The organism is Blastococcus sp. TML/M2B (genome assembly GCF_016612865.1).
Taxonomy (GTDB): domain Bacteria; phylum Actinomycetota; class Actinomycetes; order Mycobacteriales; family Geodermatophilaceae; genus Blastococcus.
Genome location: NZ_JAENZZ010000002.1, coordinates 1750503 through 1773927 on the forward strand (window position 1 = coordinate 1750503; position 23425 = coordinate 1773927).

Sequence of the window (23425 nt, forward strand, 5' to 3'; positions counted from 1 at the left end):
CGCGACAGGGCCCCGGAGCGCTCGCGCAGCTCCGGGGCCCTGGTTCGTGGGGTGGTGCGTCAGCCGTTGCGCTTGGCCGGCACGGCCGCCGGGTCGGTCCGCTTCGCGGTCCGGGCGCGGGTCACGCGGGCCGAGGCGGCCTTCGTGCCCGAGGTGGCGGGGCTGCTCTTCTTGGCCGGCTTCTTGGCGGCCTTGGGCGCCTCGACGGCGTCCTCGAGCTCGCTCTTGGCGGCCTCGGCGGAGGCCTCGACCGACGACTCGGCCTTGGCGGCGACCTTGGTGGCCTTGGCGGCGGTCTTCTGCGCGACCGAGGTCACCTCGTTCGAGGCGTCGGCGACGGCCTCGGCGGTCTCCTCGAGCACGTCCTCCAGGGCGTCCTCGACGACGTCGACGGCGCGCTCGGCGCGGGCCACGACGCGGCGGAAGGCGGGCTGGCGGCGCAGGTCCTCGACGACGACGGCGCCGCGGCCGGCGAGCGTCTCGACGGTGGCGACCGCCTGGGTGCGGGCGGTCTCGACCAGGCCGGTGACGGTGCTGCGCAGGGTCTCGACGCGGACGGCCTCGGCCAGCTGCTGCGCCGTGGTGCGGGCGGTGCCGGCGACCTCGGTGGCGCGGGCACGGGCGGTGCCGGCGGCCTCGGTGGCGCGGGTGCGGGCCTCGCGGACGGCGAGGTCGGCCTGGACCTGGGCCTCGCCCGGCAGGGCCTCGGCGCGGGTGCGGAACTGGTCGAGGACGGTGCGGGCGCCCTGGACGGCCAGGTCACCGGCGCCGACGACGGCGAGGATCGGGGTGCGGGCCTGCTCGGCCAGCGTGCGGCCCTGGGCCACGGCGAGCTCGCCGTACTGCTTCACGGTCTGGGTGGGGGTCATGCCGACTCCTTCGAGTTGTCAGGGGAGGTGGTCTGGGTGGTGGCGCGGTGCTCGCGGACGTAGGTCTCGTAGAGCTCCAGCAGCACGGCCTTGTGCCGCTCGGACAGCGCCTCGTCCGATCGGATCGCCGCCACGGTGTCCGGGTTGCCGGACCGCCGGTCGAGGATCCCGGCCTGCTCGTAGAGCGACTCGGCCGAGATCTTCAGGCCCCGGGCGATCGACGCGAGGATCTCCGCTGACGGCTTGCGGAGGCCCCGCTCCACCTGGGACAGGTAGGGGTTGCTGACGCCGGCCGTGCGGGCCAGCTCCCGCAGGGACACCTGGGCGGCACTGCGCTGCTCGCGGATGTAGTTGCCCACCTGCGAGCCGACGGCGGTGACGTTGCTCGCCGAGGCGGTCGTGGCCTCGGCGACGGACTCCGCCACGCTGCCGGCGACGCGGTCCACCAACTCGTGGACCGTGGTCACCTGCTCGCGGACGAACTCTCCCGGTGTCTGCACGGCTACGACGCTACCCCCGGGTGCTAGCTCCTGCAAGCGGAGCTGCTAGCACCCGGCTGTCTGCCGCGTCACACCCGGAGAGGGCCGCTCAGACCGCCAGAGCCGGGGCGGCGCGAACCGCGCCGACGGTCCCCTCACCCCCGGCGAGCGGGGTCCGCGCCCACGGTGCGAGCACCTCGGCGGGCACGCCGAGCCGGCGCAGCCCCGCGGCGAGAGCCGGTCCCCGCCCGCGGTCGCCGCCGTCGTCCAGCTTGAGGGCCACGGCGCCGGCGCCGGGCAGCGCGGCGACGTGCACGCCGTCGGCCCCGCCCTTGACCAGCAGGCCGGCGACGGCGCGCATCAGGTCGGTGTCCTCGCGGCCGGTGCCCGCGACGAACCACGGCTGGGCGCGCATCGCGTCGGCGACGGCCCGCGCGTGCGTGCCGGGGTCGGCCTGCACCAGGGAGAGGACGCCGCGGGCCAGGCCCGCCGGCGAGAGCGCGTGCTGGGGCGCACCGCAGCCGTCGACGACGACGGCGGTCACCGGTTCGCCGGCCGCTTCGCCCAGCCGCGCCTCGATCGCCTGCTGCAGCGGGTGCTCGCGGCTCAGGTAGCCCTCGACCGGCCAGCCCGCCGCCACGCAGGCCGCCAGCATCGCGGCGTGCTTGCCCGAGCAGTTCATCGCCAGCCGGTCGGGGGCCCGGCCCTCGACCAGCCAGGCCGCCCGGGTCGCCTCGTGCGAGGGCAGGGCCGGCGGGCAACCGAGGTGCTCCGGCCCGAGGCCCGCGCCCGCCAGGACCGCCGCCGCGAGCTCGCGGTGCGCGTCCTCGCCGCTGTGCGAGCCGGCGCCGATGGCCAGCTCCGCCTCGTCCCGGGGCATCCAGCCGGCGGCCAGCAGCGCGGTCGCCTGCACGGGCTTGTTCGACGAGCGCGGCAGCACCGGCCGGTCGACGGCGCCGAGCGCGAACCGCACGTCCCCGTCAGGGCCGAGGACGACCAGCGAGCCACGGTGCACCGACTCGACGAAGCCGGAGCGCTCGACCTCGACCAGGACCGGGTTGTCCGGCCAGGAGGAGGAGCTCATCGACCTTCGTCGGCCAGCAGGGCGGCGACGTCGGCCTCGCCGTCGCGGTAGCGCCGGCCGAGCTCGCCGGCGAGGGCGTCCATGACCTGCTGGACGCCGCGCCGCCGCTCCGAGAGCCCGACCTCGGCCTCGGCGAGCGCCCGGGCGCCCCGCTCCAGCTCCTCGTCGGTGAGCTGGGTGATCGAGGAGAGGTCGACCCCCGGCGTCAGCGCGTTCACCCACGACTCGTAGGCGTCCGGGTTGGCCGGCTGCACGGTCTGGTGGCGACCCAAGCCGTGCGCGGGGCCGCGGCCCTTCTCGGCCAGGATCTCGGGCAGCAGCTCGACCAGCGAGCGGCCGTCGTGCTCGGCCCGCCGCTGGAGCTCGCGGCGGACGATGTCGAGGCGGCCCTGCAGCAGCCGGCGCGTGTACGAGAGGTTGACCTCCTCCTGCTCGGCCTGGCGGCGCAGCGTGCGGACCTCGGCCATCGACCGGCGGGTCGCGTCCTCGAGGAACGCGGGGTCCAGCAGCGCGTCGACGGCGGCGCCCCCGGCGGGACTGGTCTTCGTACTCACGGTGCGGCCTCCATCCGGTCAGCTTCTCGTCACGCACGCGGCATGGTCGCAGACCGGACCGCCCGGATGCGCTCGCGCGCCGCCGCCCGGGTGTCGTCCACCTCGGCGACGGCGTCGTCCGGGTCGATCGCGGCCGCCGATCCGCCCACGGTCAGCGCGGCGTCGGGGGCCACGGACTGCTTCACCAGCGCCAGGGCGATCACGCCGAGCTCGTGGTGGCGCACCACGGTGCCCACGCGGCCGACCTCGCGCGCGCCGGCCAGCACCGGGGCACCGGGGCCGGCGAGGTCCTCGCTGACGCCGTCGAGGTGCAGCAGCACCAGCCGGCGCGGCGGCCGGCCCAGGTTGTGCACCCGGGCGACGGTCTCCTGCCCGCGGTAGCAGCCCTTGTCGAGGTGGACGGCGCTGGTCAGCCACTCGAGCTCGTTGGGGATGGTGCGGTGGTCGCTGTCCAGGCCCAGCCGCGGCCGGCGGGCCTCCACGCGCAGCGCCTCGTAGGCCTGCACCCCCGCGAGGCGTGCCCCGGCGGCGAGCAGCCGGTCGGCGACGCCGTCCACGGCCGCCCGGGGCACGACCAGGTCGACGACGACGGCCGAGCCGTCCCCGACCGGGCGCATCCGGCGGGCGAACCCACCCCCGGCAAGCGGCTCGACGGCGTGCTCGGTCGCGGGCGCCGGCAGGCCGGCGGCGGCGAGGACGTCGAGCGCCCGCGGCCCGACCAGCGACAGGACCGCCCACTGCGCCGTGCGCAGCTGCGGCTCCACGCGCAGCAGAAAGCGCATCTTCTCCAGGAAGGCGTGCAGTGCGGCGCCGGTGCCCGGCTCGACGTCGGCCCAGGTCGTGCCGGCCAGCTCGGCAAGCACGAGGTGGTGCTCGACGTGCCCCTGCGGCGAGAGGATCAACGCCTCGCGGCCGGTGCCGTCGCCGAGCCGGTCGAGGTGTTGACTGGTGAGGCTGTGCAGCCAGGAGAGCCGGTCGGCACCGGGGACGGCGAGCACGTCGCGGTCGCTGCGGTCCACCAGCCCGGCGCCCTCGGCCAGCAGCCGCTGCTCGCGCAGCGGGTCGCCGTAGTGGGCGGCGACGGCGAGCGCGGCGTCGGCCGGGTCCTCGACGGCGACGGCCCCCGGGCGGGACAGCAGGGTGGAACTCATGGGTTCTCCGATCGGGCTCGTTCGCGGCACGCGGCGCACGTCCCCGACAGCGCGACGTGCCCCACGTCCACGGTGAAACCCAGCTCGGCCGCCAGACGTTCCGCGGCGCTGTCGAGGAGGTCCGGGGCGACCTGCGCGATCCCGCCGCAGGAGGCGCACACGACGTGCAGGTGGGGGTGCTCGGAGGCGTGGTAGATCGGCGCGCCCTTGCCCAGGTGGGTGTGCCACACCAGGCCGAGCCGCTCCAGCAGCTCCAGGTTGCGGTAGACCGTGGAGCTGTCCGGCGCCGAGCCGTCGGGCCCGGCCTCCTCGCGCAGCCGCGCGCCGATCGCCTCGGGGGTGGCGTGCTCCAGCGCCTCCACGGCGGCCAGCACCCGCTGGCGCTGCGCCGTCAGCCGCAGGCCCTGGGAGCGCAGCCGCTCGGCAAGCGGCGCGGCCGCGTCGCCGGTCGGACCCTCGGAACCCATGCCGCGACCCTATGCCCGGCGTCGGGCAGGCTGGTGCCGTGACCGATCAGCGCAGCGTCGCGATCTGGCGGGACGGCGCGGCCGTCGCCGTGCCGCCGGACGAGCCCGTGGTGACCGCCTGGGACCAGGGCCTGGTCCGCGGGGACGGCGCCTTCGAGTCGGTGGCGGTGCTCGACGGCACGACGCCGCACCTCCCGGCGCACCTGGCCCGGCTGGCCCGGTCCGCCGTGCTGCTGGAGATCCCGCAGCCCGGCGACCACGTGTGGTCCGCGCTGGTCGGCGCGGTGCTGCGCGGCTGGCCGGCCGGCACCGAGGGCGTCATGCGGCTGCTGCTCACCCGCGGCCCCGGGGAGGACGCGCCACCCACCGCCGTGGCCCTGCTGGCCCCCGTGCCGGCGGAGACGATCCGGCAGCGCGACGAGGGCATCTCGGTCGTCAGCCTCTGCCTCGGCGTCCCCGCCGACTTCCGCGCGCAGGCGCCGTGGCTGCTGGGCGGGGCCAAGACGTTGTCCTACGCGGTGAACATGGCCGCCTACCGGCACGCGCACCGGCTCGGCGCCGACGACGTCGTCCTCACGTCCCTGGAGGGGCTGCTGCTCGAGGGGCCGACGTCGACGGTCGCGTGGGCGGCCGGCGGCACGCTGCACACCCCTCCCGCGGAGACCGGCATCCTGGCCGGGACGACGGTGGCCCGGCTGTTCGAGCGCGCCGAGGCCGACGGGTGGCCGACGGCGCGGACGCGCGGCACGGTCGACGACCTGCAGGCCGCCGACGCCGTGTGGCTGCTGTCGGGCGTGCGGGGCGCGGCGCCGGTGCACGCGCTGGACGGCGTGCGGCGCGGCGACGCTGGCCTCACCGCGCGGGTGCGGGCGCTGCTCGGCCGGTAACCTGGCCAGCGGTGCGCCGGGAAGTCTGGTCGGCAACGTCCTTCCCGACCCCTCCCCCTGGAGCCGCCCCCGTGCCCAGCACCAGTTCGACCCGCCTCTTCGACCGGGGCTCCTGGCCCGAGGCGCAACGCGTCGCGTCGGTCCTGCGCAAGGAGACCGTCGGCGGCGCCCTCCTGCTCGTCGGCGCCGCGATCGCCCTCGTGTGGGCCAACTCCCCCTGGGCGGCGACCTACGAGACGCTCCGGGACACCCGCGTCGGACCGTCGGCGCTGCACCTGGACCTGACGCTGGGCACCTGGGCGGCCGACGGGCTGCTGGCGCTCTTCTTCTTCGTGGCCGGGCTGGAGCTCAAGCGCGAGTTCGTCGCCGGCGACCTCCGCGAGCCCCGGCGGGCGGCGCTGCCGATCGCCGCGGCCGTCGGCGGCATGGCCGTGCCGGCCCTGCTGTTCGTCCTGTTCAACCTGGGCGGCCCCGACGGCGCGCTGCGCGGCTGGGCCATCCCGTCGGCCACCCGACATCGCCTTCGCCCTCGCCGTCCTGGCGGTCATCAGCACGCACCTGCCGACAGCCCTGCGCACCTTCCTGCTCACCCTCGCCGTGGTCGACGACCTGCTGGCGATCATGGTCATCGCGGTCTTCTACACCGCCGCGCTGAACGTGCCGGCCCTGCTGCTCTCGCTGCTGCCGCTGGCCGTCTTCGGCTTCCTGGTCCAGAAGCGGATCCGCTCCTGGTGGCTGCTGCTGCCGCTGGCGGCGCTCACCTGGGTGCTCATGCACGAGTCCGGCGTGCACGCCACCGTCGCCGGCGTGCTGCTGGCCTTCACCGTGCCCGTCGTCCGCAGCTCGGCGGCCGGGGGCCCGGAGGCCGGACCCGGGCTCGCCGAGCACTTCGAGCACCGGCTCCGCCCCCTGTCGGCCGGGTTCGCCGTCCCGGTCTTCGCCTTCTTCTCGGCGGGGGTCGCGATCGGCGGCGTCTCGGGCCTGGGCGAATCGCTGGGCGACAGCATCGCGATCGGCATCGTGGTCGGCCTGGTCGCCGGCAAGGCGATCGGCATCACCGGCGCCACCTGGCTGGTCTCCCGGTTCACCCGCGCCCAGCTCGACGAGAACCTGAGCTGGACCGACGTCATCGGGCTCGCCCTGCTGGGCGGGATGGGCTTCACCGTCTCGCTGCTGATCACCGAGCTCGCCTACGGCGCCGAGAGCGAGAGCTACGACCACGCGAAGGTCGGCATCCTGGCCGGCACGGTGCTCGCGGCCCTGATCGCCACGGTCGTGCTGCGGATCCGCAACCGCAAGTACCGGGAGATCGCCGCCCTGGAGCGGGTCGACGTCGACGCCGACGGCATCCCCGACGTCTACGAAGCACCCGAGGACATCGGCCCGCCTCCGGCGCGTCGGCGGACGGTGGACGACGACGCCGACCACGACCCGGACTGGCGGGGCGCACCGCCGCCCGGGCGGCCCGCGAAGCCGTTCGCCGACAGCTGACTTTTTCGGTTGCCGACGCTCTCGACGCGGACGTACCGTCGTCGCACACGAGAGAGGAGGTGGTCCGTAACTTTGCTGAGCTACAGGACTCGTGAGGTGGCTGTCCGCTAGCCGCCGTCCAGATGGGCCGCCCGTTCAGACGACAGTTCTGAACGACGGCAGATCGCCCGTCCGTCGTACGGCGGCGAGCGAGAACCGGACAGTCACCCGACCCCCGGGCCGCCGACCGTTGTCCAGTCGGCCCGCTCGCAGCTCCCTCAGGGGAGCGCGGCGGAACAGCCCGGGGGTTGTCCGTTCCCCGGTATAGGTTGCGCACCGTGGAGCTGGGCGGCCTGCCGGTCGAGACCGATGTGTGGCACGGCGTGTGGATCTCCGTCGCGCGCCGCCTCGGCACGCCCGGCACCGTCTCCGCCCTGCTGCCGGCCTTCGAGGCCCACGCACGGGTCTTCCACCCGGCGATCCGCTACGACGGGGACGACGACGTCGAGGTGAGCTGGGCCGAGATCGCCGGGCACACCGGCACCCGCGCCCACCGGCTCATGCAGTGGCACACGGTCACCGGCAGCTGGGGCGCGCAGCCCTCCGAGCTCCTGGCTGCGGTGTGGGACGACGGCCCGGCCGAGGGTCACCTGCCCGTCCCGGTCGCCGCCCGCCTCGCCGACGTCCTCGCCCGGCACACGACGACACCGCGGGACTGCTTCTTCGGGCGCTGGGACGGCTACGGCTTCGACCTGCCGGATCCCGAGTCGCCGCCGCGGCTCCTCCTGCGCGGCAACCACGACATGGTGCTCGTCCGGGGCGAGGTCGCGGACGCCGTCCGCAACCTCGCCCCCGAGCCGCACGAGCAGAGCGCCAACCTGTGGTGGCCGGCCGACCAGGCGTGGTGCGTGGTCACCGACATCGACCTGACCAGCACCTACGTCGGGGGCAGCGCCGCCTGCATCGACGAGCTGCTCCGGACGCCGGGGCTCGAGGTGCACCCCGCCCACCCCGGGGACTCGGTCGCCTTCGCGGCGGACACCCCTCAACCCGCTGCCCGGGAACCGCTGACCGGGCCGGCGGGCACTGCGGCGGTCAGAGCTGGGCGAGCTCGGCCTCGAGGTCGTCGAGGCCCAGCGAGCCCTGGGACAGCGCGGCCATGTGCCAGGCCTTGAGGTCGAACGCCTCGCCGCGTGCCTGCCGGGCCTTCTCCCTGCCGGCCAGCCACGCGCGCTCCCCCAGCTTGTAGCCGATCGCCTGCCCGGGGATGCCGAGGTAGCGCACCAGCTCGCTGTCCAGGAAGGCCAGCGCGGCCCCGGAGTTCTCGCCCAGGAAGGCCCGAGCGAGGTCGGGCGTCCACGGCTGCCCGCGGTGCTCGGCCAGCACGCCCTCGGCGTCGTCGGGGATCGGCAGCTCCAGGTGCATGCCGATGTCGATCACCACGCGCACCGAGCGCAGCTGCTGGGCGTCGAGGAAGCCCAGCCGGGTGCCCGGGTCGCGGAAGTAGCCCAGCTCGTCCATGAACCGCTCGGCGTAGAGCGCCCCAGCCCTCGACGTTCGCGCTGACCGAGCCCACCGAGGTCTGGTAGGTCGACAGCTGCTGGGCGACGTGCGCCCACTGCGCCAGCTGCAGGTGGTGGCCGGGAACGCCCTCGTGGTACCAGATCGAGACCAGGTCCCACAGCGGGAAGCGGGTGCGGCCCAGCGTCGGCAGCCAGGTGCGGCCCGGGCGGGAGAAGTCCTGCGAGGGGCGGGTGTAGTACGGCGCGGCGGCGCTGCCCGGGGGCGCGATCATCGCCTCGACCCGGCGCAGCGGCTCGGCGAGGTCGAAGTGCGTGCCGTCGAGCTCGGCGATCGCCTCGTCCATCATCTCCTGCAGCCGGGCGCGGATCTCCTCCACGCCCTCGACGGCGGGGCCGCTGGTGGCCAGCACCCGCATGGCCTCCATCGGCGTCGCGCCGGCCTGCACGCGGTCGGCCTCGACGCGCTGCTCCGCGAGGATCCGCTTGTGCTCGGCCCAGCCCCACGCGTAGGCCTCCTCGAGGCCGCGGTCCGGCCCGAGGTCCGAGCCGGTCCAGCGGCGCACGGCCATGGCGTACCGGTCGCGGCCGACGGCGTCGGGCACGCCCTCGGTGGCCGGGCCGTACACGTCCCGCAGGTGGTCGCGGATCTCCGCGACCGCGGCGTCGGCCTCGGCCGCTGCCGCGAGCAGCGCCGGCTGCAGCGCCTCGGGCCCCGAGGCCACGAACGAGGTGAAGAACGGGCCGGCCATCCACTCGTCGAGCTGCTCGACGACGGTGCGCACCTGGCGCGGGGCGACCAGCAGGTCGCGGCGCACCGCCTCCTCCAGGGTCTCCCGGTAACCGCGGTAGGCCTCGGGCACGCGGGCGATCCGGCGGGCGATCACCGCCCAGTCCTCGTCGGTCGCCGTCGGCATGAGGGTGAAGACCTGGCGCACCGAGTGCACGGGCGAGAACAGGATGTTCAGCGAGCGGAAGCCCTCACCGGCCCAGTGCGCGTCCAGCTCCGCGCCGAGCCGCTCGCGCAGCAGCCGGGCGCAGCGCCGCTCGACCGGGTCGTCGGCGAGCGCCGGGTCGTCGGCCAGCACGCGGTCCAGCTCGGTCAGGGTGGCCCGGAGCAGCGCGACCTCGGCCTCGAGCCCTTCCGGGGAGAGGTCGGGCAGCCGGTCGTCGCCGGGGCGGACGCCGAGCGAGGTGGCGAGGATCGGGTCCAGCTCGCAGGCGGCCTCGACGTAGGCGTCGGCCACCTGCCTCGGGGTGGCGGGGAGCGTCGCGTCGGTCATCGGATCCTCTCCAGCCGGGCGGACATCGTGGGACGGAGCGGTCCGTCGCCCACGGCGCGGTCGACGGCGTACATGAGCGCGCCCTCGACGATGCCGTAGAGGCGCACCGCGCGGGTCACCTCCGGCGCGTCCGGGGTGCGGGCCACGACGTCGGTCGCCAGCTCCCAGCTGGTCGTGGTCCGTGCCGCGCCCACGTAGATCTCCAGGAGGCCGTCCGCGCCGGCGACCAGCAGCTCGACGTCGTCACCCTCGCCCCGGGGCCGCCAGAAGCCGGTCTCCCGCAGGTCGGGGCCGACGATCCGGCCGTCATCGGTGAGCCGCCAGGTGCGCGACTCGTAGGCGAGGAACCCACGGCCGTCGTGGCTGAACCGGACCCACTGGCCGAACCGGTGATCGCCCCCGGTGCCCGCGGCCTGCCCTTCTCCGTGCCACTCGCCCAGCAGCGGCAGCACCGACAGGAGCTGGTCGGACACCTCCGGGCCGCTGCGGACGTCGACGGTGTCGGGCACCGGCAGCTCGGTCGGCGCGCTCACCGCCGGACCCCCGTCGGGCGACGCGAGAGGCGCACGGCGCCGTAGCCGCAGGACAGCGCGGCCAGCGCCGCCAGGGTGGCCAGGACCCAGGCAGAAACCATGCCCGCCACGGTAGTGACGACGGCGCCCCTCGGCTCAGGCGGTCACCGGCGTCCCGGCGGCGACCGCGGCCACGACGTCGTCCCACGGGGTGGGCTCGAGGCCGAAGGTCGCGGTGGTGGCGCTCGCGTCGATCACGAACTCCTGGTCGAACTGGTGCCGGATGGCCACGACCTCGCGCATCACCGGCACGGCGAGCCCCACCGCGCGCAGCACCGGCCACGGGACCGACGACACGGGGACCGGTGGGACGCCCATGGCCGCGGCGAGGTCGGTGAGCGCCTGCCGCTGCGACCGGGGCGGCGCGCTGGGCACGTGCCAGGCCCGCCCGAGGGCCCGCTCGTCGGTGCCCAGGGTGGCGAGGGTGGCCGCGACATCGGGGAGGTAGGCCCAGCTCCGGAGGGCGTCGGGGTCGCCGACGACCCAGGCGCGGCGGCCGGCCCGCAGCGCGGGCAGCTGCCGGGCCAGGTGCGAGTGCTCGGCGGAGACCTGCGGACCGACGAAGTCCGCAGCGCGGGCCTCGGTCACCCGCACCCGGCCGGCCTCGTGCGCGGCCAGGGCGTCGGCCCACATCCGGGCGCGCACCCGACCCTTGACGTCGGTGGCGTCCAGCGGCGTCTCCGGCGTCATCGGGCCGGACGGCCGTCCGTAGCCGTACAGGTTGCCCATGGTCACCAGGACCGCGCCGGTGCGCTCGGCGGCGCTCAGCAGCGCGGCGGCGACCGGCGGCCAGTCGGTGGCCCACCGCGGATACGCCGGGTTGACGGCGTTGTAGAGGGCATCGGCCCCGGCCGCGGCTGCGGCCAGGGCGTCGGCGTCCGTGGCGTCGACCTGCCGGTGCTCGACCGCGTCGGTCGAGCTGCCCCCGCTGCGGGAGAGCACCCGCACCGCGTGCCCGCGGGCGACCAGCTGCTCAGCGGTGGTGGTGCCGACCGGCCCCTTGCCGACGACGACGTGCAGTCCCATGACGATCTCCTCGCTGGACGAGAGCGGTGCTCTCTGATGCGAACGATGCTCTACCGCCGTCGCCGCCCGTGTCAAGAGCAGTGCTCTCCATTGCGATCGGTGATCTCGCCGGGCATCATCGAAGCCGTGCCCACAGCCCGCGAGCGCGTCCGCGCCGAGGTGACCGCCGAGATCACCGCCGCTGCCCGTCGCCAGCTCGCCGAGGTCGGGGCGGCCGCGCTGTCGCTGCGCGCGGTGGCCCGGGAGGTGGGGATGGTGTCGTCCGCGGTGTACCGGTACTTCCCCAGCCGTGACGACCTGCTGACCCGGCTGATCCTCGAGGGCTACGACGCCCTGGGCGAGGCCGCGGAGGCGGCCGACGCCCCCGCCGACCCGCCCCGGGAGCGCTGGCTGGCCGTCTGCCGGGCCGTGCGGGCGTGGGCCCTGGCGCACCCGCACGAGTACGCGCTGCTCTACGGCTCCCCCGTGCCCGGCTACTCCGCACCGCCGGACACCGTCCCGGCCGCGGCGCGGGTCGGCATCGCACTCGGCGGGATCCTGCGCGCCGCCGCCTTCTCCGGCGCCCTGCCCCCCGGCACCGGCGGCCGCGACCCCGCGCTGGTGAGCGATGAGACGGCGGCCGTCCTCGGTGGCGACCACCCGTCGATCGACGACGCCGTCCGCGTGCGCGCCCTGCTCGCGTGGAGCTCGCTGTTCGGCACGATCAGCTTCGAGCTGTTCGGCCACCTGGTCGGCTCGGTCCAGGACGGCGACCGCTACTTCGACCGCGCCATGACCGAGCTCGCCGCGCTCCTCGGACTCTGAGTGCCGTTCACCCCCAGCCACGCGGCGGCCGCGCTGCCGTTCCTGCGCACGCCGCTGCCCGTCTCCGCGCTCGTCGCGGGCACGGTGGCACCCGACCTGCCCTTCTACCTGCCGTTCGCGCTGCCCTGGCCGACGCACACCGCGACCGCCGTCGTCACCACGGACGTGCTCATCGGGCTGGCCGCGTGGGCGCTGTGGCACGGGCTGCTGGCCGCACCCGCGGTGCGCGCCGCGCCGGCCGCGCTGCGCGCCCGGGTGGCCGGCGTCCCCGTCGGGCTGCGCAGCCGGCTCGCGTCACCGTCGCGCGGCGCCTGGACGCTGCTCGCACTCGCCGTCGGCGCCGCCACCCACGTGCTGTGGGACGAGTTCACCCATGCCCGGCGCTGGGGTCCGGAGACGTTCCCCGTGCTCGCCGAGCAGTGGGGGGCGATGCCCGGCTACCGGTGGCTGCAGTACGCGACGAGCGTGCTGGGCGGGCTGGTGCTGCTCGCCTGGGCAGTGCGCTGGTGGCGCCGGACGCCGGCCCGGACGACCCCTCCGCCCGGACGCCGGTGGCCCTGGGTGCTGCTGGGCACGGTCGGCGTCGTCGTCGGCGCGGTGGCCGCGGTGCCGGCCGGCGATCTCGGCGAGGCGATCTACGACGCCGCGACGTGGGGCGGCGGCACCGCCCTGGCCGCCGCCGCCGTGCTCGCCGCCGTCTGGCAGGTGCGGCACCGCACCCGGTGACCGGGGGTGAGCTGCCGGGCGGCCACCTAGACTGCGTGCGAGCGGACCAGCGATCGCCGGGCACCGCTGTGGCACGGCCCGGACGACGGAGGTGCGCGTGCGATCGCCCGAGGAGGAGCTCGCACGCGCGCTCGCCCGGTACGAATGGGTGCTGGCCAACGTCGCCGACGGCATCTACGGCCTCGACGTCGAGGGGCGGGTCGAGTTCGTCAACCCCGCCGCGGTGCGCCTCACCGGCTACCCGTCCGCCGAGCAGCGCGGCCTCGACCAGCACGCCCTGCTGCACCACTCCCGTCCCGACGGCTCCGCGTACGCGCGCGAGGAGTGCCCCGTCTGGCAGGCCATGCGCAGCGGCCGCACCGTGCTGGCCGACGACGAGGTGTTCTGGCGCAAGGACGGCGTCCCGGTGCCCGTCGAGCTGATCGCCGTCCCGACGGTGGAGGACGGCGAGGTCACCGGCGTCATCGTGTCCTTCCGCGACCTCAGCGAGCGGCGGGCGGCCGAGGCGCAGGCCGCCGAGCTGGACCGGCTGGCCCGCGAGGCGGCGTCGTCCCGGGCGCTCGCCGACCGGCTGCAGCAGGCGCTGCTCACCCCGCCGCCCGAGCCCGACCACCTGCACGTCGTCGTCCGCTACCTGCCGGCCGGCCTCCAGTCGCAGGTCGGCGGCGACTGGTACGACGCCTTCCTCCAGCCCGACGGCGCCACGATGCTCGCGATCGGCGACGTCGTGGGGCACGGGAGCAGCGCCGCGGCCGCGATGGGCCAGCTCCGCGGCACCCTGCGCGCGCTGGCCTACGACAACGAGGAGACCCCGGCCGCGACGCTGCAGCGCACGGACCGGACCGCGACCGGGCTGGCGGTCTCGACCGTGGCGACGGCGATCCTCGCCCGCATCGAGCGGCACCCCGACGTGCCGGTGACCGGACGCCGGGTGGTGCGCTGGAGCAACGCCGGGCACGTCCCGCCGCTGCTGCTCGCTCCCGACGGCAGCTCGCGGGTGCTGGAGACGCCTCCGGACCTGATGCTGGGCGTCGAGCCGTCCGTCCCACGGCACGACCACACCGTCGAGCTCGACTCCGACCACACGCTGCTGCTGGTCACCGACGGCCTGGTCGAGCGGCGCGGCTCCGACCTCGACGAGGGCATGGCCCGCCTGCAGGACGCACTGCACGACCTGGGCCGGACGCCGCTGCCCGAGCTGCTGGACACGGTCCTCGACCGGCTCGTTCCCCGGGCCGGCGAGGACGACGTCGCCGTGGTGGCCGTGCGGGCCTACCCCGAGGACCGGCCGCGGCCGGCCGAGGCGGGCCCGACGGTGCTACCGCCCGGCCTCGCCTGAACGCGGCAGCGCCCGCCCCGGCCGGAGCCGGAACGGGCGCACCGCCGCCCGAGCGGGCGGCCCCCTTCAGGGCCCCGCCCTGAGCGTGCGAAGGGCGGGGGGAAGGGGGTCCTTCTACTACTCGATGACGATCGTCGTCTCGTTCAGGCCGACCTCGGCGTCGATGGTCCGCTCACCCTTGCCGACGGCGGCGAGGGAGCGGACCTTCCAGGTGCCGGGGGCGGCGAAGAACCGGAACTCGCCCTCGGGGCTGGTCACCACCTCGGCGGTGAACTCGTCGGTGCCGTCCAGCAGCCGGACGTAGGCGCCGGCGACGGGCGCGCCGTCGTGCCAGACCTGGCCCTGGATGACGGTCTGCGTGCTCAGGTCGATGCCGGCGAGGGCACCACCCTGCTTCGGGGCTCCGCACATGGGTCAGCTCACTTCTCGATCGGGACGCCGACGAGCGAGCCGTACTCGACCCAGCTGCCGTCGTAGTTCTTGACGTTCTTCTTGCCGAGCAGCTCGCTGAGCACGAACCAGGTGTGGCTCGAGCGCTCGCCGATCCGGCAGTAGGCGATGGTCTCGCGGCTGTCGTCGAAGCCCTGCTCGCCGTAGAGGGCGGCCAGCTGCTCGTCGGACTTGAAGGTGCCGTCCTCGTTCGCGGCCTTGCTCCACGGGATGTTGATCGCCGTCGGCACGTGGCCGGCGCGCTGCGACTGCTCCTGCGGCAGGTGCGCGGGGGCGAGGATCTTGCCGGAGAACTCGTCGGGCGAGCGCACGTCGACCAGGTTCTTGCTGCCGATCGCGGCGACGACCTCGTCGCGGAACGCGCGGATGGAGAGGTCGGGCTCGCTCGCCACGTACTGCGTGGCGGGGCGCGAGACGGCGTCCTTGGACAGCGGGCGGCCGTCCAGCTCCCACTTCTTGCGGCCACCGTCCATGAGCTTGACGTCGCGGTGGCCGTAGATCTTGAAGTACCAGTAGGCGTAGGCGGCGAACCAGTTGTTGTTGCCGCCGTAGAGCACCACGGTGTCGTCGTTGCCGATGCCGCGGGAGGACAGCAGCGCCTCGAAGGCGGTCTTGTCGAGGTAGTCGCGGCGCAGCGGGTCCTGCAGGTCCTGCTTCCAGTCCAGCTTGACGGCGCCCTCGAGGTGGCCGCCGTCGTAGGCGCTGGTGTCCTCGTCGACCTCGACGAAGACGATGCCGGGGGTGCCCAGGTTCTCCTGGGCCCAGTCGACGGAGACGAGCACGTCGGTACGGCTCATGGTGTAGCTCCCTGTGGTCGGTCGTGCATGGTCTGGATGTCGTGCATGGTCTGGATCAGGTCGGTCAGGCGGTGCGGGCGGGCAGCACCCGCCGGGCGGTGAGGTACAGCTCGCAGCCCAGGCAGAACCCGGTGGCCGCGTTGAGCAGGGCCGCCACGAGCGCGACGCCGGTGGCGACGGCGCCGAGCACGGGGACGCCGGCGAGGTAGCCGGCGGCGCCGACGACGGTGAACAGCAGGCCGACGAGCTGGGCGAAGCGCGGCGGCGCCTCGGGCTCGCGCTCCCGCACCGGCCCCAGCCGCGGGGCGACGAGGGTGCGGAAGAGCAGGCCGTAGGGGGAGAACCGCAGGCCGGCCAGCGCACCGGCGGCGAAGACCAGCGCCTGGACGGCGACCAGCCAGCCGCTGCCGGTGAGCAGCGCGACGGCGAGGACGACCGAGGTGAGCGCCGCGGCGAAGCGGGGCGCGCGCACGTCGATCAGCGCGGAGGGTGCAGTCATTGCGGGAGAGGACCTCAGAACGGCGGACAGGGCGCGTCTGGTCGGTCGGGTGCCGACCTCAGGAGGTCGGACAGAGGCAGCTGCCCAGGCGGCACAGGTCCACTGTGCGGCGCGAGGTCAGCAGGATGCCCACGGCGCGAGGGTAGCGGATCACCGCGACACCCCCGCGTGCGCGTCCACGAGGGCGGTCAGCTCCTCGGCGCGCGGGGCGCCGCTGCTGCGCCCGACGAGGGCCCCGGAGCGGTCGAGGTAGAACAGCGTCGGCGTGCGCCGGACGTCGAGCGCGCGCACCTCGTCGAGGTGGCTCTCGGCGTCGACCTGGACCACGGCCAGGCCCGGCCGGGTGGTCTGCAGCTGGGCCAGCCGTGCCTTGGTCGCCCGGCACGGGCCGCAGAACGCGGTCGAGAACTGGACGACGGTGAGGTCGGCGTCCCCGGGGCGCACCCCGAGCCGCTCGAACGCCGCGGTTCCCGCGTCCACCTCGTCCTCCTCCCGGACCGGCCGGAGCGCGCCGTCGCGCGTGCGCTGCCACCACGCCGCGAGCGCCGCCGCGGCCAGCGCGACGGCGAGGACGACGATCCCGATCGTGCTCATCGACGGGCGTAACCCGATCGATCCGGTCGGCTATTCCGCCCGCAGCACGGCGTCGTCGGCCTCGACGCGCACCTGGACCCCGTCCGCTCCCGGCGCGACACCGGTCAGCCGCAGGCCGAAGGGCAGCTCGGGCAGGGTGTAGCGCAGGTCCAGCAGGTCGCTCACCCGCCCGACGAGGAAGGACGGGATCTCGACGCCGGCCCCCGCCGCCCGCTCGACGTCGACGACGAGCTCGTCACCCTCGAGCGTCACGGTGCCGGCGGCGCTGACCGGCAGCGTGTAGCCCAGCAGCTCCACGGTGCGGCTGATCCGCAGGCCGTCGCCCTCCGGGCTGAGCGTGGCGTCGCCGCCGAGCTCCTGGGCCAGCAGGTCGTAGGCGAGCGTCGCGCGGCCGTCGATGCGGTCCACCGGCAACTCGCTCACGTCACCGGACAGCGCGTCGGACAGCGGGACGCGGATCCCGCGCAGGACGGTGTCGACCGGGACCTCGCCGGCCTGCCCGGGCTGGGCGGCGGTCAGCGAGATGCGCACGTCGTGGTACCGCCCGCCGGCGGCCTGGGTCAGGAACGGGAACCCCCGGATGTCGACCTCCGGCTCGCCGGTCACCTGCTCCTGGGCGGCCAGCTCGTCGGCGACCGTGCCCTCGGCGACCCGTACCGCGACCCGGTCGGCCACCAGCGCGATGCCGGCCAGCAGCAGCAGCCCCACGAGCAGCGCCCTCACCGGCGCCCGCTCACAGCGCGGCCTGCAGCGCCAGCGCGACCGGCGCGCAGGCGGCGACGGGGAGGGCCACCTGCACGACCGGGAGCAGCCAGGGGGAGAACTGCTGCACCTGGGCGTCGGGGGCCTCGTCGTCGGTCCCGCCGTCGGTCCCGGCGTCCGCCTCGTCGGTGGCGTCGGAGGTCGGCCCGGGCGCGGCCCGGGGCATGGGCTCGGGAGTCGCCTCGACCACGAGGTAGCTGGCGACCAGCGCGGTCAGCGCCGCGACGCCGCCGATCACCACGCCGTGCACCAGCGCGCGCTCGACGTCCAGCGCCTCGCCCGTGCCGGCCGCGAGGACCGCGACCAGGGTGCCCGCGGCGACCGCGAGCACGAGGCCCAGCAGCCCGCGCGGCACGCCGTCGGCCAGCTGCGGCCGCGGCAGCGCCGCGTCGACGAGGTGGCCGACGACCAGCGCCGCGCCCACGGCCAGCAGTGCGACCAGCGCCCGCTCGGAGCCGGCGTCGGTGCGGCCCAGCAGGAGCAGCGCGGCCAGCGCGGCGACGGCGACCATCAGCAGCACCGCCCCGGCGAGCGAGGCGACCAGGTCGCTGCGGCGCCGGCGCAGCATCTGCTGGACGACGACGGCCAGGAAGCCGACGCCGATCACCGCGAGCAGCTCGCCGAGCTCGGGGTCGTCGGGCAGCACGAGGGCGAGGTCGGCGGCGACCGCGACCCCCGCGCCCACTGCCAGCGAGCCCGCGAAACCCTGGATGCCGGTGACCAGCACCCAGCACAGCACCAGGCCGAGCTGCAGCACCAGGACGGCGGCGAGGCGGCCGGTCTGGCCGAGCACCGCGGGCAGCCCCACGAGGAGGGCGACGGCGACCGCCGCGAACGCCGCCGCGGGCAGGTGGTGCCCCCGCGCGGTCAGGCGGGACGGCGGGGCGGCGGTGCTCACGCCGTCGATGGTGGCACGCAGCCGGCCCCGGACCGGGTACCGCCGCGGGTGACGTCCCGGCCAGGCGCTGCCCGCGCCCGGCCGTGTCGGCTATCCTGCGTCCTCACCTCGACAGCGTCGTCGACGGCCGCCACGGCTGCGCGTCGTGGGAACCCTCGAGGAGACGACATGCGACTGGTCCTCATGACCTCCGCGCGACAGGCCACGACCGAGGTGCTGCCCGCCCTCGGGCTCCTGGGTCACCAGGTCCACGTGGTCGCCCCCGAGCTGTCGAGCCTGCTGGACGGCGACTCCGGCGACGTGGTCCTCGTCGACGCGCGTCACGACCTGATCCAGGCCCGCACGCTCTGCGGGCTGCTCTCCTCCACCGGCGTGGCCGGCGCGCTGGTCGCCGTCCTCTCCGAGGGCGGCCTGGTGGCGCTCTCCGCCGACTGGGGTGTGGACGACGTCCTGCTCGACACCGCCGGCCCGGCCGAGGTCGACGCGCGGCTGAAGTGGGCGACCGCCCGCCGGCTCGCCGCCACGACCCCCGCCGACGGCGCCGACAAGGGCGTCACCCAGGCCGGCGAGCTGGTCATCGACGAGCACAGCTACTCGGCCAAGCTGCGCGGCCGCCCGCTCGACCTGACCTACAAGGAGTTCGAGCTGCTCAAGTACCTGGCGCAGCACCCGGGCCGGGTCTTCTCCCGCGCCCAGCTGCTCCAGGAGATCTGGGGCTACGACTACTTCGGGGGCACGCGCACCGTCGACGTCCACGTCCGCCGGCTGCGCGCCAAGCTCGGCACGGAGCACGAGGCGCTGATCGGCACCGTCCGCAACGTCGGCTACAAGCTCGACCAGCAGGTCGCCGACGCCACCGCCCGCGCGACGCAGGCGGAGTCCGACGCCGAGCTGGTCTGACCGCCCGATGAGCTCCGGGCGAGGCGTCGACGTCGACGCCGTCCTCGCGCTGCTGCGTGCCGCCGCCGCGGCCGACGGCGTCCGGCCGCTGTCGGAGGAGGCCGAGCTGCGGCTCCAGCACGGCACCCCGGGCGGGTCGGACCTGGTGGTGCACGACGACGGCGCCCTCGCCGGCTACGCCCGCTACGACGACGGAAGCGCCGAGCTGGTGGTGCACCCGGAGCTGCGGCGCCGGGGCCACGGCCGCGCCCTGCTGGGCGAGCTGCTGGAGCTGGCCGGCGACCGCCCGCTGGACGTCTGGGCGCACGGCGACCTGCCGGGTTCGGCCGAGCTGCTCAGCGCCCACGGGTTCGAGCGCGCCCGCGTGCTGCTGCAGATGCGCCGCGACCTGGCCGGCACCGACCCCGATCCGCAGCCACGCCTCCCCGGCGACGTCCGCGTGCTGCCCTTCCGCCCCGGCGTCGACGAGGAGGCGTGGCTGCGGGTCAACGCCCGCGCCTTCGACTGGCACCCCGAGCAGGGCCGGATGACCCGTGCCGACCTCGAGCTGCGGGAGGCCGAGCCGTGGTTCGACCCCGCCGGCTTCCTCATGGCCTGGCGCGGCGACCCCGACGACGGCGGCACGCTGCTCGGCTCGCACTGGACGAAGGTGCACCCGGCCGGTGACGCCGGGCCCGATCCGGTCGGCGAGATCTACGTGCTCGGGGTCGACCCCGACGCACAGGGGCTGCGGCTCGGGGGCGCGCTCACCGATCTCGGGCTGGCGCACCTGCACCGGCAGGGCCTGGGCTCGGTGCTCCTCTACGTCGAGGAGGACAACACCGCGGCCGTGCGGCTGTACGAGCGGCGCGGTTTCACCCGCTACGCCGTCGACGTCTCCTGGCGGCGCACCCCCGCCTGACGGGCCCGTTCACGGCCCGGTGGTGACCTGTCGCACGTGCCGTCGGCAACACCTCCGCGGCCGTTCACCTCCCGTTCACCCGGGTCCGGGCCACCGGCCACCTCGGCTTCCTAGCGTCCTCCTCGACGGTCCCAGTGCTGCCCGGAAGACGTCCGGGCCATGTCGAGAGGTTCTTCGTTGAAGCTCAGCACCACGGCGCGCGCCACCACCCTGGCGATGGCGCTCACCGGCACCCTCGCGCTCAGCGCGTGCGGCGCCGCCAACGAGTCCGGCTCCGGGGACACCGGCGGCGGCAGCGACGCCGCCGAGCTCAGCGGCGACCTGGTCGGCGCGGGCGCCAGCAGCCAGCAGGCCGCCATGGAGGCCTGGCAGGCCGGGTTCCAGGGCGAGTACCCGGATGTGGACTTCAGCTACGACCCGGTCGGCTCGGGCGGCGGGCGCGAGCAGTTCATCGCCGGCGCCACCGACTTCGCCGGCTCCGACGCCGCGCTGGACGACGAGGAGCTCGCCGCGGCGCAGGAGCGCTGCGCGGGGGGCGAGATCTTCGAGCTGCCCAACTACATCTCGCCGATCGCGGTCATCTTCAACCTCGAGGGCGTCGAGGAGCTCGACCTCTCGCCGGCCACCATCGCGGGCATCTTCACCGGCGCCATCACCACGTGGAACGACCCGGCCATCGCGGCGGACAACCCCGACGCGACCCTGCCGGCCACGGCCATCACCCCCGTGCACCGCGGGGACGACTCCGGGACGACGGACAACTTCACCGACTACCTGTTCCAGACCGCCGGTGACGTGTGGACCTCCGAGCCCGACGGCGAGTGGCCGCTGGGCGGCGGTGAGGCCGCCAACGGCACCTCCGGCGTCGTCGGCGTCGTCGAGAGCACCCCCGGCGCGATTACCTACGCCGACGCCAGCCGGGCCGGCGACCTCGGCGTCGTCAACGTGCAGGTCGGCGAGGAGTTCGTCGCCCCGACGCCCGAGTCCGCCGCCGCGGTGGTGGAGAACTCCCCGGCGGTCGAGGGCCGGGGTGAGTACGACTTCGCGATCGAGGTCGACCGGAAGACCGAGGGCTCGGGCGAGTACCCGATCGTCCTGGTCAGCTACCACGTCGGCTGCATCTCCTACGACGACCAGGAGACCGCGGACAACGTCACGGCCTTCCTGGAGTACGTGATCAGCGAGGACGGCCAGCAGGTCGCGGCCGACAACGCGGGCAACGCGCCGCTGTCCGACGCGCTCCGCGAGCAGGCGCAGACCGCGGTCGAGGCGATCACCACCGCCGGCTGATCGCACCCCGCACCGCGGTGGCCCGGGACGTCGCACCGACGTCCCGGGCCTTCGCACCACCCGGACCGCGCACCCGCACCCCCACGACCGAGCCCACGGAGCACCGGTGACCACCACGAAGGCCCCGCCCGAGACGCCGCCGCAGCAGCGCGCCGTCCGCCGGCCGGGCGACCGCATCTTCGCGCCGGGAGCGCCAAGGGCTCCGGCATCTTCATCCTGCTCGTCCTCGCCGGCGTCGCGGCGTTCCTCATCAGCGAGGCCGTCCCGGCGCTCACCGCCCCCGCCGAGGACATCCCCGGCGGCGAGGGCCTGGCGTCCTACGTCGGCCCGCTCGTGCTCGGCACCCTGCTGGGAGCGGTCCTCGCGCTGCTGATCGCGACCCCGCTCGCCGTCGCCATCGCGCTGTACGTGACCTTCTACGCGCCGCGCCGGCTCGCGGCCGCCATGGGCTACGTCATCGACCTGCTGGCCGCCATCCCCAGCGTCGTCTACGGCTTCTGGGGCCTGGCCGTCCTCGCCCCGGCCCTTGATGACCTGGGCTTCCTGCCGTTCTTCCTCGGCCAGCGGCCGCACGATGTTCACCGTCGGCCTGGTGCTGGCGGTGATGATCCTGCCGATCATCTCGGCCATCTCCCGCGAGGTGTTCAGCCAGGCGCCGGCCCTCCACCGCGAGGCGGCGCTGGCGCTGGGCGCGACCCGCTGGGAGATGATCCGCATGGCGGTCCTCCCCTACGGCAAGTCCGGGATCATCGGCGGGGCGATGCTGGGCCTGGGCCGGGCGCTCGGCGAGACGATGGCCGTGGCGATCGTGCTCTCCGGTGGTGCCGGCGCCACGCTGAACCTGATCAGCAGCTCCAACCCCTCGACGATCGCGTCGAACATCGCCCTGCGGTTCCCGGAGGCCACCGGCCTGGGGGTCAACACGCTGATCGCCAGCGGCCTCGTGCTGTTCGTGATCACGCTGGTGGTCAACATGCTCGCCCGCTGGGTCGTCAACCGGCGGGCCGACTTCTCCGGAGCCAACTGATGAGCACCGCCGTGCAGTCCGCCCCGGAGCGCCCCGCGCCGCAGTCCGCCGTGCGCTCCCGTCGTCGGCTCCCCCGCCTCGCGCCGCTCGGTCTGTACCTGGCCGGCATCGCCCTCGGCGCCGGGCTCTCCGCGCTGACCGGCTTCGGCGTCGTCTCCACCGTGATCTACGGCGTGCTGCTCGGCACGCTCGCGGTCTACGTCGTCACCCGTGCCGTCGAGGGCCCGCGCAAGGCGACCGACCGACTGGTCACCTGCCTGGTGACGACGGCGTTCGGCCTGGCGATGGTCCCGCTGGTGTCGCTGGTCTGGACCGTCCTGGACAACGGCCTGCCGCGCCTGGACGGCCAGTTCTTCACCAACTCGATGTTCCGGGTCGTCGGCGAGGGCGGCGGGGCGTACCACGCGATCCTGGGCACGCTGATCATCACGGCGCTGGCGACGCTGATCTCGGTGCCGATCGGCCTGATGACGGCGATCTACCTGGTCGAGTACGCGACCGGGCGGCTGAAGCGGTCGATCACCTTCTTCGTCGACGTCATGACCGGCATCCCCTCGATCGTGGCCGGCCTGTTCGCCTTCGCGCTGTTCACGCTGCTGTTCGGCAACGACGTCCGGATGGGGGTGATGGGCGCGGTCGCGCTGTCGGTGCTGATGATCCCGGTCGTCGTCCGGTCCTGCGAGGAGGTGCTCAAGCTCGTCCCCAACGAGCTGCGGGAGGCCAGCTACGCGCTCGGCGTCCCGAAGTGGCGGACGGTCGTCAAGGTCGTGCTGCCCACCGCGATCGCCGGGCTGGGCACGGGCATCACCCTGTCGGTCGCCCGCGTCGTCGGCGAGACCGCCCCGCTGCTGGTGACCGTCGGCCTGATCACCGGCACGAACCTCAACCCGTTCGACGGGCGCATGGCGACGCTGCCGGTGTTCGCCTACTACCAGCTCACCCAGCCCGGCACGGCCACCCAGGCCTTCCTCGACCGGGCCTGGACCGCTGCCCTCGTGCTGATCATCCTGGTGATGGCGCTCAACGTCGTCGCCCGCCTGATCAGTCGCTTCTTCGCCCCCTCGACCGGTCGCTGA

At 75.1% G+C, this 23425-nt stretch carries 26 protein-coding genes and 2 pseudogenes; 12 read left to right on the forward strand and 16 right to left on the reverse strand.

Annotated features, from left to right (window positions below; all coding sequences use genetic code 11):
- Positions 1 to 59 precede the first annotated feature (59 nt).
- From JKP75_RS17015 to JKP75_RS17040, 6 genes are all read right to left on the reverse strand, one after another.
- Positions 60 to 869 carry a hypothetical protein gene (locus tag JKP75_RS17015; RefSeq protein WP_200490090.1) on the reverse strand — a complete coding sequence of 270 codons (810 nt, stop codon included), beginning with the start codon at positions 867 to 869 and terminating at the stop codon, positions 60 to 62.
- Positions 866 to 1369, reverse strand: a complete 504-nt coding sequence (locus tag JKP75_RS17020) for a helix-turn-helix domain-containing protein (protein ID WP_200490089.1) — start codon at positions 1367 to 1369, stop codon at positions 866 to 868. Before JKP75_RS17020 ends, JKP75_RS17015 begins: the two co-directional genes overlap by 4 nt.
- Positions 1370 to 1457: 88 nt before the next feature.
- Complete coding sequence (locus JKP75_RS17025) at positions 1458 to 2432, reverse strand: asparaginase (protein ID WP_200490088.1); 975 nt, start codon at positions 2430 to 2432, stop codon at positions 1458 to 1460.
- Entirely contained in the window at positions 2429 to 2986 is a 558-nt protein-coding gene (locus tag JKP75_RS17030) for an aerial mycelium formation protein (RefSeq protein WP_200490087.1), read from the reverse strand. The genes JKP75_RS17025 and JKP75_RS17030 overlap by 4 nt, the downstream gene beginning before the upstream one ends.
- Before the next feature lie 29 nt (positions 2987 to 3015).
- Positions 3016 to 4137 carry a folate-binding protein YgfZ gene (locus tag JKP75_RS17035; RefSeq protein ID WP_200490086.1) on the reverse strand — a complete coding sequence of 374 codons (1122 nt, stop codon included), beginning with the start codon at positions 4135 to 4137 and terminating at the stop codon, positions 3016 to 3018.
- Positions 4134 to 4604, reverse strand: coding sequence for a Fur family transcriptional regulator (locus tag JKP75_RS17040; protein WP_200490085.1), 471 nt, complete (start codon positions 4602 to 4604; stop codon positions 4134 to 4136). Before JKP75_RS17040 ends, JKP75_RS17035 begins: the two co-directional genes overlap by 4 nt.
- Positions 4605 to 4642: 38 nt before the next feature.
- On the opposite strand from JKP75_RS17040, the gene JKP75_RS17045 reads away from it, so the two are divergent.
- The 4 genes and pseudogenes from JKP75_RS17045 (at position 4643) to JKP75_RS17055 (ending at position 8136) form a co-directional block, all read left to right on the forward strand.
- A complete protein-coding gene (locus JKP75_RS17045) occupies positions 4643 to 5491 on the forward strand; it encodes an aminotransferase class IV (RefSeq protein WP_200490084.1) in 849 nt (282 codons plus the stop codon).
- Positions 5492 to 5691: 200 nt separating this feature from the next.
- A pseudogene (locus JKP75_RS23070) lies at positions 5692 to 5943 on the forward strand (Na+/H+ antiporter NhaA); the annotation flags it as partial.
- A 118-nt stretch (positions 5944 to 6061) separates the two neighbouring features.
- Positions 6062 to 6982 (forward strand): Na+/H+ antiporter NhaA, encoded by a 921-nt coding sequence (locus JKP75_RS17050; protein WP_255523383.1) that lies wholly within the window; start codon positions 6062 to 6064, stop codon positions 6980 to 6982.
- Positions 6983 to 7299: 317 nt separating this feature from the next.
- Positions 7300 to 8136: a hypothetical protein gene (locus JKP75_RS17055; protein WP_200493280.1), complete on the forward strand. Its 837-nt coding sequence runs from the start codon at positions 7300 to 7302 to the stop codon at positions 8134 to 8136.
- Here JKP75_RS17055 and JKP75_RS21845 read toward each other — a convergent pair.
- The 4 genes and pseudogenes from JKP75_RS21845 to JKP75_RS17070 all read right to left on the reverse strand — a co-directional run bounded on the left by JKP75_RS21845 (position 8057) and on the right by JKP75_RS17070 (position 11362).
- Positions 8057 to 8482, reverse strand: coding sequence for a DUF885 family protein (locus JKP75_RS21845; RefSeq protein WP_242473604.1), 426 nt, complete (start codon positions 8480 to 8482; stop codon positions 8057 to 8059). The genes JKP75_RS17055 and JKP75_RS21845 overlap by 80 nt on opposite strands.
- Before the next feature lie 79 nt (positions 8483 to 8561).
- Positions 8562 to 9764, reverse strand: a pseudogene (locus JKP75_RS17060) (DUF885 domain-containing protein); the annotation flags it as partial.
- Entirely contained in the window at positions 9761 to 10297 is a 537-nt protein-coding gene (locus JKP75_RS17065) for an FABP family protein (protein WP_200493282.1), read from the reverse strand. The gene JKP75_RS17065 and the pseudogene JKP75_RS17060, both read right to left, overlap by 4 nt.
- A gap of 135 nt (positions 10298 to 10432) precedes the next feature.
- Entirely contained in the window at positions 10433 to 11362 is a 930-nt protein-coding gene (locus JKP75_RS17070; protein WP_200490080.1) for an NAD-dependent epimerase/dehydratase family protein, read from the reverse strand.
- A gap of 126 nt (positions 11363 to 11488) precedes the next feature.
- Here JKP75_RS17070 and JKP75_RS17075 point away from each other — a divergent pair, with 126 nt between their 5' ends.
- The 3 genes from JKP75_RS17075 to JKP75_RS17085 all read left to right on the forward strand — a co-directional run bounded on the left by JKP75_RS17075 (position 11489) and on the right by JKP75_RS17085 (position 14231).
- On the forward strand, positions 11489 to 12166 hold the full coding sequence (locus tag JKP75_RS17075) for a TetR/AcrR family transcriptional regulator (protein WP_200493284.1): 678 nt from the start codon (positions 11489 to 11491) through the stop codon (positions 12164 to 12166).
- Positions 12167 to 12892 carry a DUF4184 family protein gene (locus tag JKP75_RS17080; protein ID WP_200490079.1) on the forward strand — a complete coding sequence of 242 codons (726 nt, stop codon included), beginning with the start codon at positions 12167 to 12169 and terminating at the stop codon, positions 12890 to 12892.
- A gap of 97 nt (positions 12893 to 12989) precedes the next feature.
- Entirely contained in the window at positions 12990 to 14231 is a 1242-nt protein-coding gene (locus JKP75_RS17085; RefSeq protein ID WP_309229931.1) for a SpoIIE family protein phosphatase, read from the forward strand.
- Positions 14232 to 14348: 117 nt separating this feature from the next.
- Here JKP75_RS17085 and JKP75_RS17090 read toward each other — a convergent pair whose 3' ends face one another.
- The 6 genes from JKP75_RS17090 to JKP75_RS17115 all read right to left on the reverse strand — a co-directional run bounded on the left by JKP75_RS17090 (position 14349) and on the right by JKP75_RS17115 (position 18231).
- Positions 14349 to 14642: a DUF1416 domain-containing protein gene (locus JKP75_RS17090; RefSeq protein ID WP_200490078.1), complete on the reverse strand. Its 294-nt coding sequence runs from the start codon at positions 14640 to 14642 to the stop codon at positions 14349 to 14351.
- A gap of 8 nt (positions 14643 to 14650) precedes the next feature.
- The gene (locus tag JKP75_RS17095) at positions 14651 to 15478 is read right to left on the reverse strand and encodes a sulfurtransferase (protein WP_200490077.1); all 828 of its coding nucleotides are present in this window, start codon (positions 15476 to 15478) and stop codon (positions 14651 to 14653) included.
- Between the two features lie 64 nt (positions 15479 to 15542).
- Complete coding sequence (locus JKP75_RS17100) at positions 15543 to 15977, reverse strand: DUF4395 domain-containing protein (RefSeq protein ID WP_200490076.1); 435 nt, start codon at positions 15975 to 15977, stop codon at positions 15543 to 15545.
- Between the two features lie 150 nt (positions 15978 to 16127).
- Positions 16128 to 16571, reverse strand: coding sequence for a thioredoxin family protein (locus JKP75_RS17105; RefSeq protein WP_200490075.1), 444 nt, complete (start codon positions 16569 to 16571; stop codon positions 16128 to 16130).
- A gap of 30 nt (positions 16572 to 16601) precedes the next feature.
- Positions 16602 to 17294 carry a DUF2993 domain-containing protein gene (locus tag JKP75_RS17110; protein WP_200490074.1) on the reverse strand — a complete coding sequence of 231 codons (693 nt, stop codon included), beginning with the start codon at positions 17292 to 17294 and terminating at the stop codon, positions 16602 to 16604.
- A 10-nt stretch (positions 17295 to 17304) separates the two neighbouring features.
- Positions 17305 to 18231 (reverse strand): hypothetical protein, encoded by a 927-nt coding sequence (locus JKP75_RS17115; RefSeq protein WP_200490073.1) that lies wholly within the window; start codon positions 18229 to 18231, stop codon positions 17305 to 17307.
- Between the two features lie 168 nt (positions 18232 to 18399).
- Here JKP75_RS17115 and JKP75_RS17120 point away from each other — a divergent pair, with 168 nt between their 5' ends.
- From JKP75_RS17120 to pstA, 5 genes are all read left to right on the forward strand, one after another.
- Positions 18400 to 19131, forward strand: coding sequence for a response regulator transcription factor (locus tag JKP75_RS17120; protein WP_200490072.1), 732 nt, complete (start codon positions 18400 to 18402; stop codon positions 19129 to 19131).
- A 7-nt stretch (positions 19132 to 19138) separates the two neighbouring features.
- Positions 19139 to 20032: a mycothiol synthase gene (mshD, locus tag JKP75_RS17125; RefSeq protein ID WP_200490071.1), complete on the forward strand. Its 894-nt coding sequence runs from the start codon at positions 19139 to 19141 to the stop codon at positions 20030 to 20032.
- Positions 20033 to 20209: 177 nt separating this feature from the next.
- On the forward strand, positions 20210 to 21322 hold the full coding sequence (pstS, locus tag JKP75_RS17130; protein ID WP_200490070.1) for a phosphate ABC transporter substrate-binding protein PstS: 1113 nt from the start codon (positions 20210 to 20212) through the stop codon (positions 21320 to 21322).
- Between the two features lie 529 nt (positions 21323 to 21851).
- Positions 21852 to 22349: a PstC family ABC transporter permease gene (locus tag JKP75_RS21850; protein WP_242473365.1), complete on the forward strand. Its 498-nt coding sequence runs from the start codon at positions 21852 to 21854 to the stop codon at positions 22347 to 22349.
- Complete coding sequence (gene pstA / locus JKP75_RS17140) at positions 22349 to 23425, forward strand: phosphate ABC transporter permease PstA (RefSeq protein WP_200490069.1); 1077 nt, start codon at positions 22349 to 22351, stop codon at positions 23423 to 23425. The genes JKP75_RS21850 and pstA overlap by 1 nt, the downstream gene beginning before the upstream one ends.

Coding starts and splice junctions, on each gene's coding strand:
- JKP75_RS17025 (WP_200490088.1), bottom strand. CDS start 2,432: ATGAGCTCCTCCTCCTGGCCGGACAACCCGGTCCTGGTCGAGGTCGAG.
- mshD (WP_200490071.1), top strand. CDS start 19,139: ATGAGCTCCGGGCGAGGCGTCGACGTCGACGCCGTCCTCGCGCTGCTG.
- JKP75_RS17105 (WP_200490075.1), bottom strand. CDS start 16,571: ATGAGCACGATCGGGATCGTCGTCCTCGCCGTCGCGCTGGCCGCGGCG.
- JKP75_RS17015 (WP_200490090.1), bottom strand. CDS start 869: ATGACCCCCACCCAGACCGTGAAGCAGTACGGCGAGCTCGCCGTGGCC.
- pstA (WP_200490069.1), top strand. CDS start 22,349: ATGAGCACCGCCGTGCAGTCCGCCCCGGAGCGCCCCGCGCCGCAGTCC.
- JKP75_RS17040 (WP_200490085.1), bottom strand. CDS start 4,604: ATGGGTTCCGAGGGTCCGACCGGCGACGCGGCCGCGCCGCTTGCCGAG.
- JKP75_RS17090 (WP_200490078.1), bottom strand. CDS start 14,642: ATGTGCGGAGCCCCGAAGCAGGGTGGTGCCCTCGCCGGCATCGACCTG.
- JKP75_RS17035 (WP_200490086.1), bottom strand. CDS start 4,137: ATGAGTTCCACCCTGCTGTCCCGCCCGGGGGCCGTCGCCGTCGAGGAC.
- JKP75_RS17070 (WP_200490080.1), bottom strand. CDS start 11,362: ATGGGACTGCACGTCGTCGTCGGCAAGGGGCCGGTCGGCACCACCACC.
- JKP75_RS21845 (WP_242473604.1), bottom strand. CDS start 8,482: ATGGACGAGCTGGGCTACTTCCGCGACCCGGGCACCCGGCTGGGCTTC.
- JKP75_RS17120 (WP_200490072.1), top strand. CDS start 18,400: ATGCGACTGGTCCTCATGACCTCCGCGCGACAGGCCACGACCGAGGTG.
- JKP75_RS17100 (WP_200490076.1), bottom strand. CDS start 15,977: ATGACTGCACCCTCCGCGCTGATCGACGTGCGCGCGCCCCGCTTCGCC.
- JKP75_RS21850 (WP_242473365.1), top strand. CDS start 21,852: ATGACCTGGGCTTCCTGCCGTTCTTCCTCGGCCAGCGGCCGCACGATG.
- JKP75_RS17095 (WP_200490077.1), bottom strand. CDS start 15,478: ATGAGCCGTACCGACGTGCTCGTCTCCGTCGACTGGGCCCAGGAGAAC.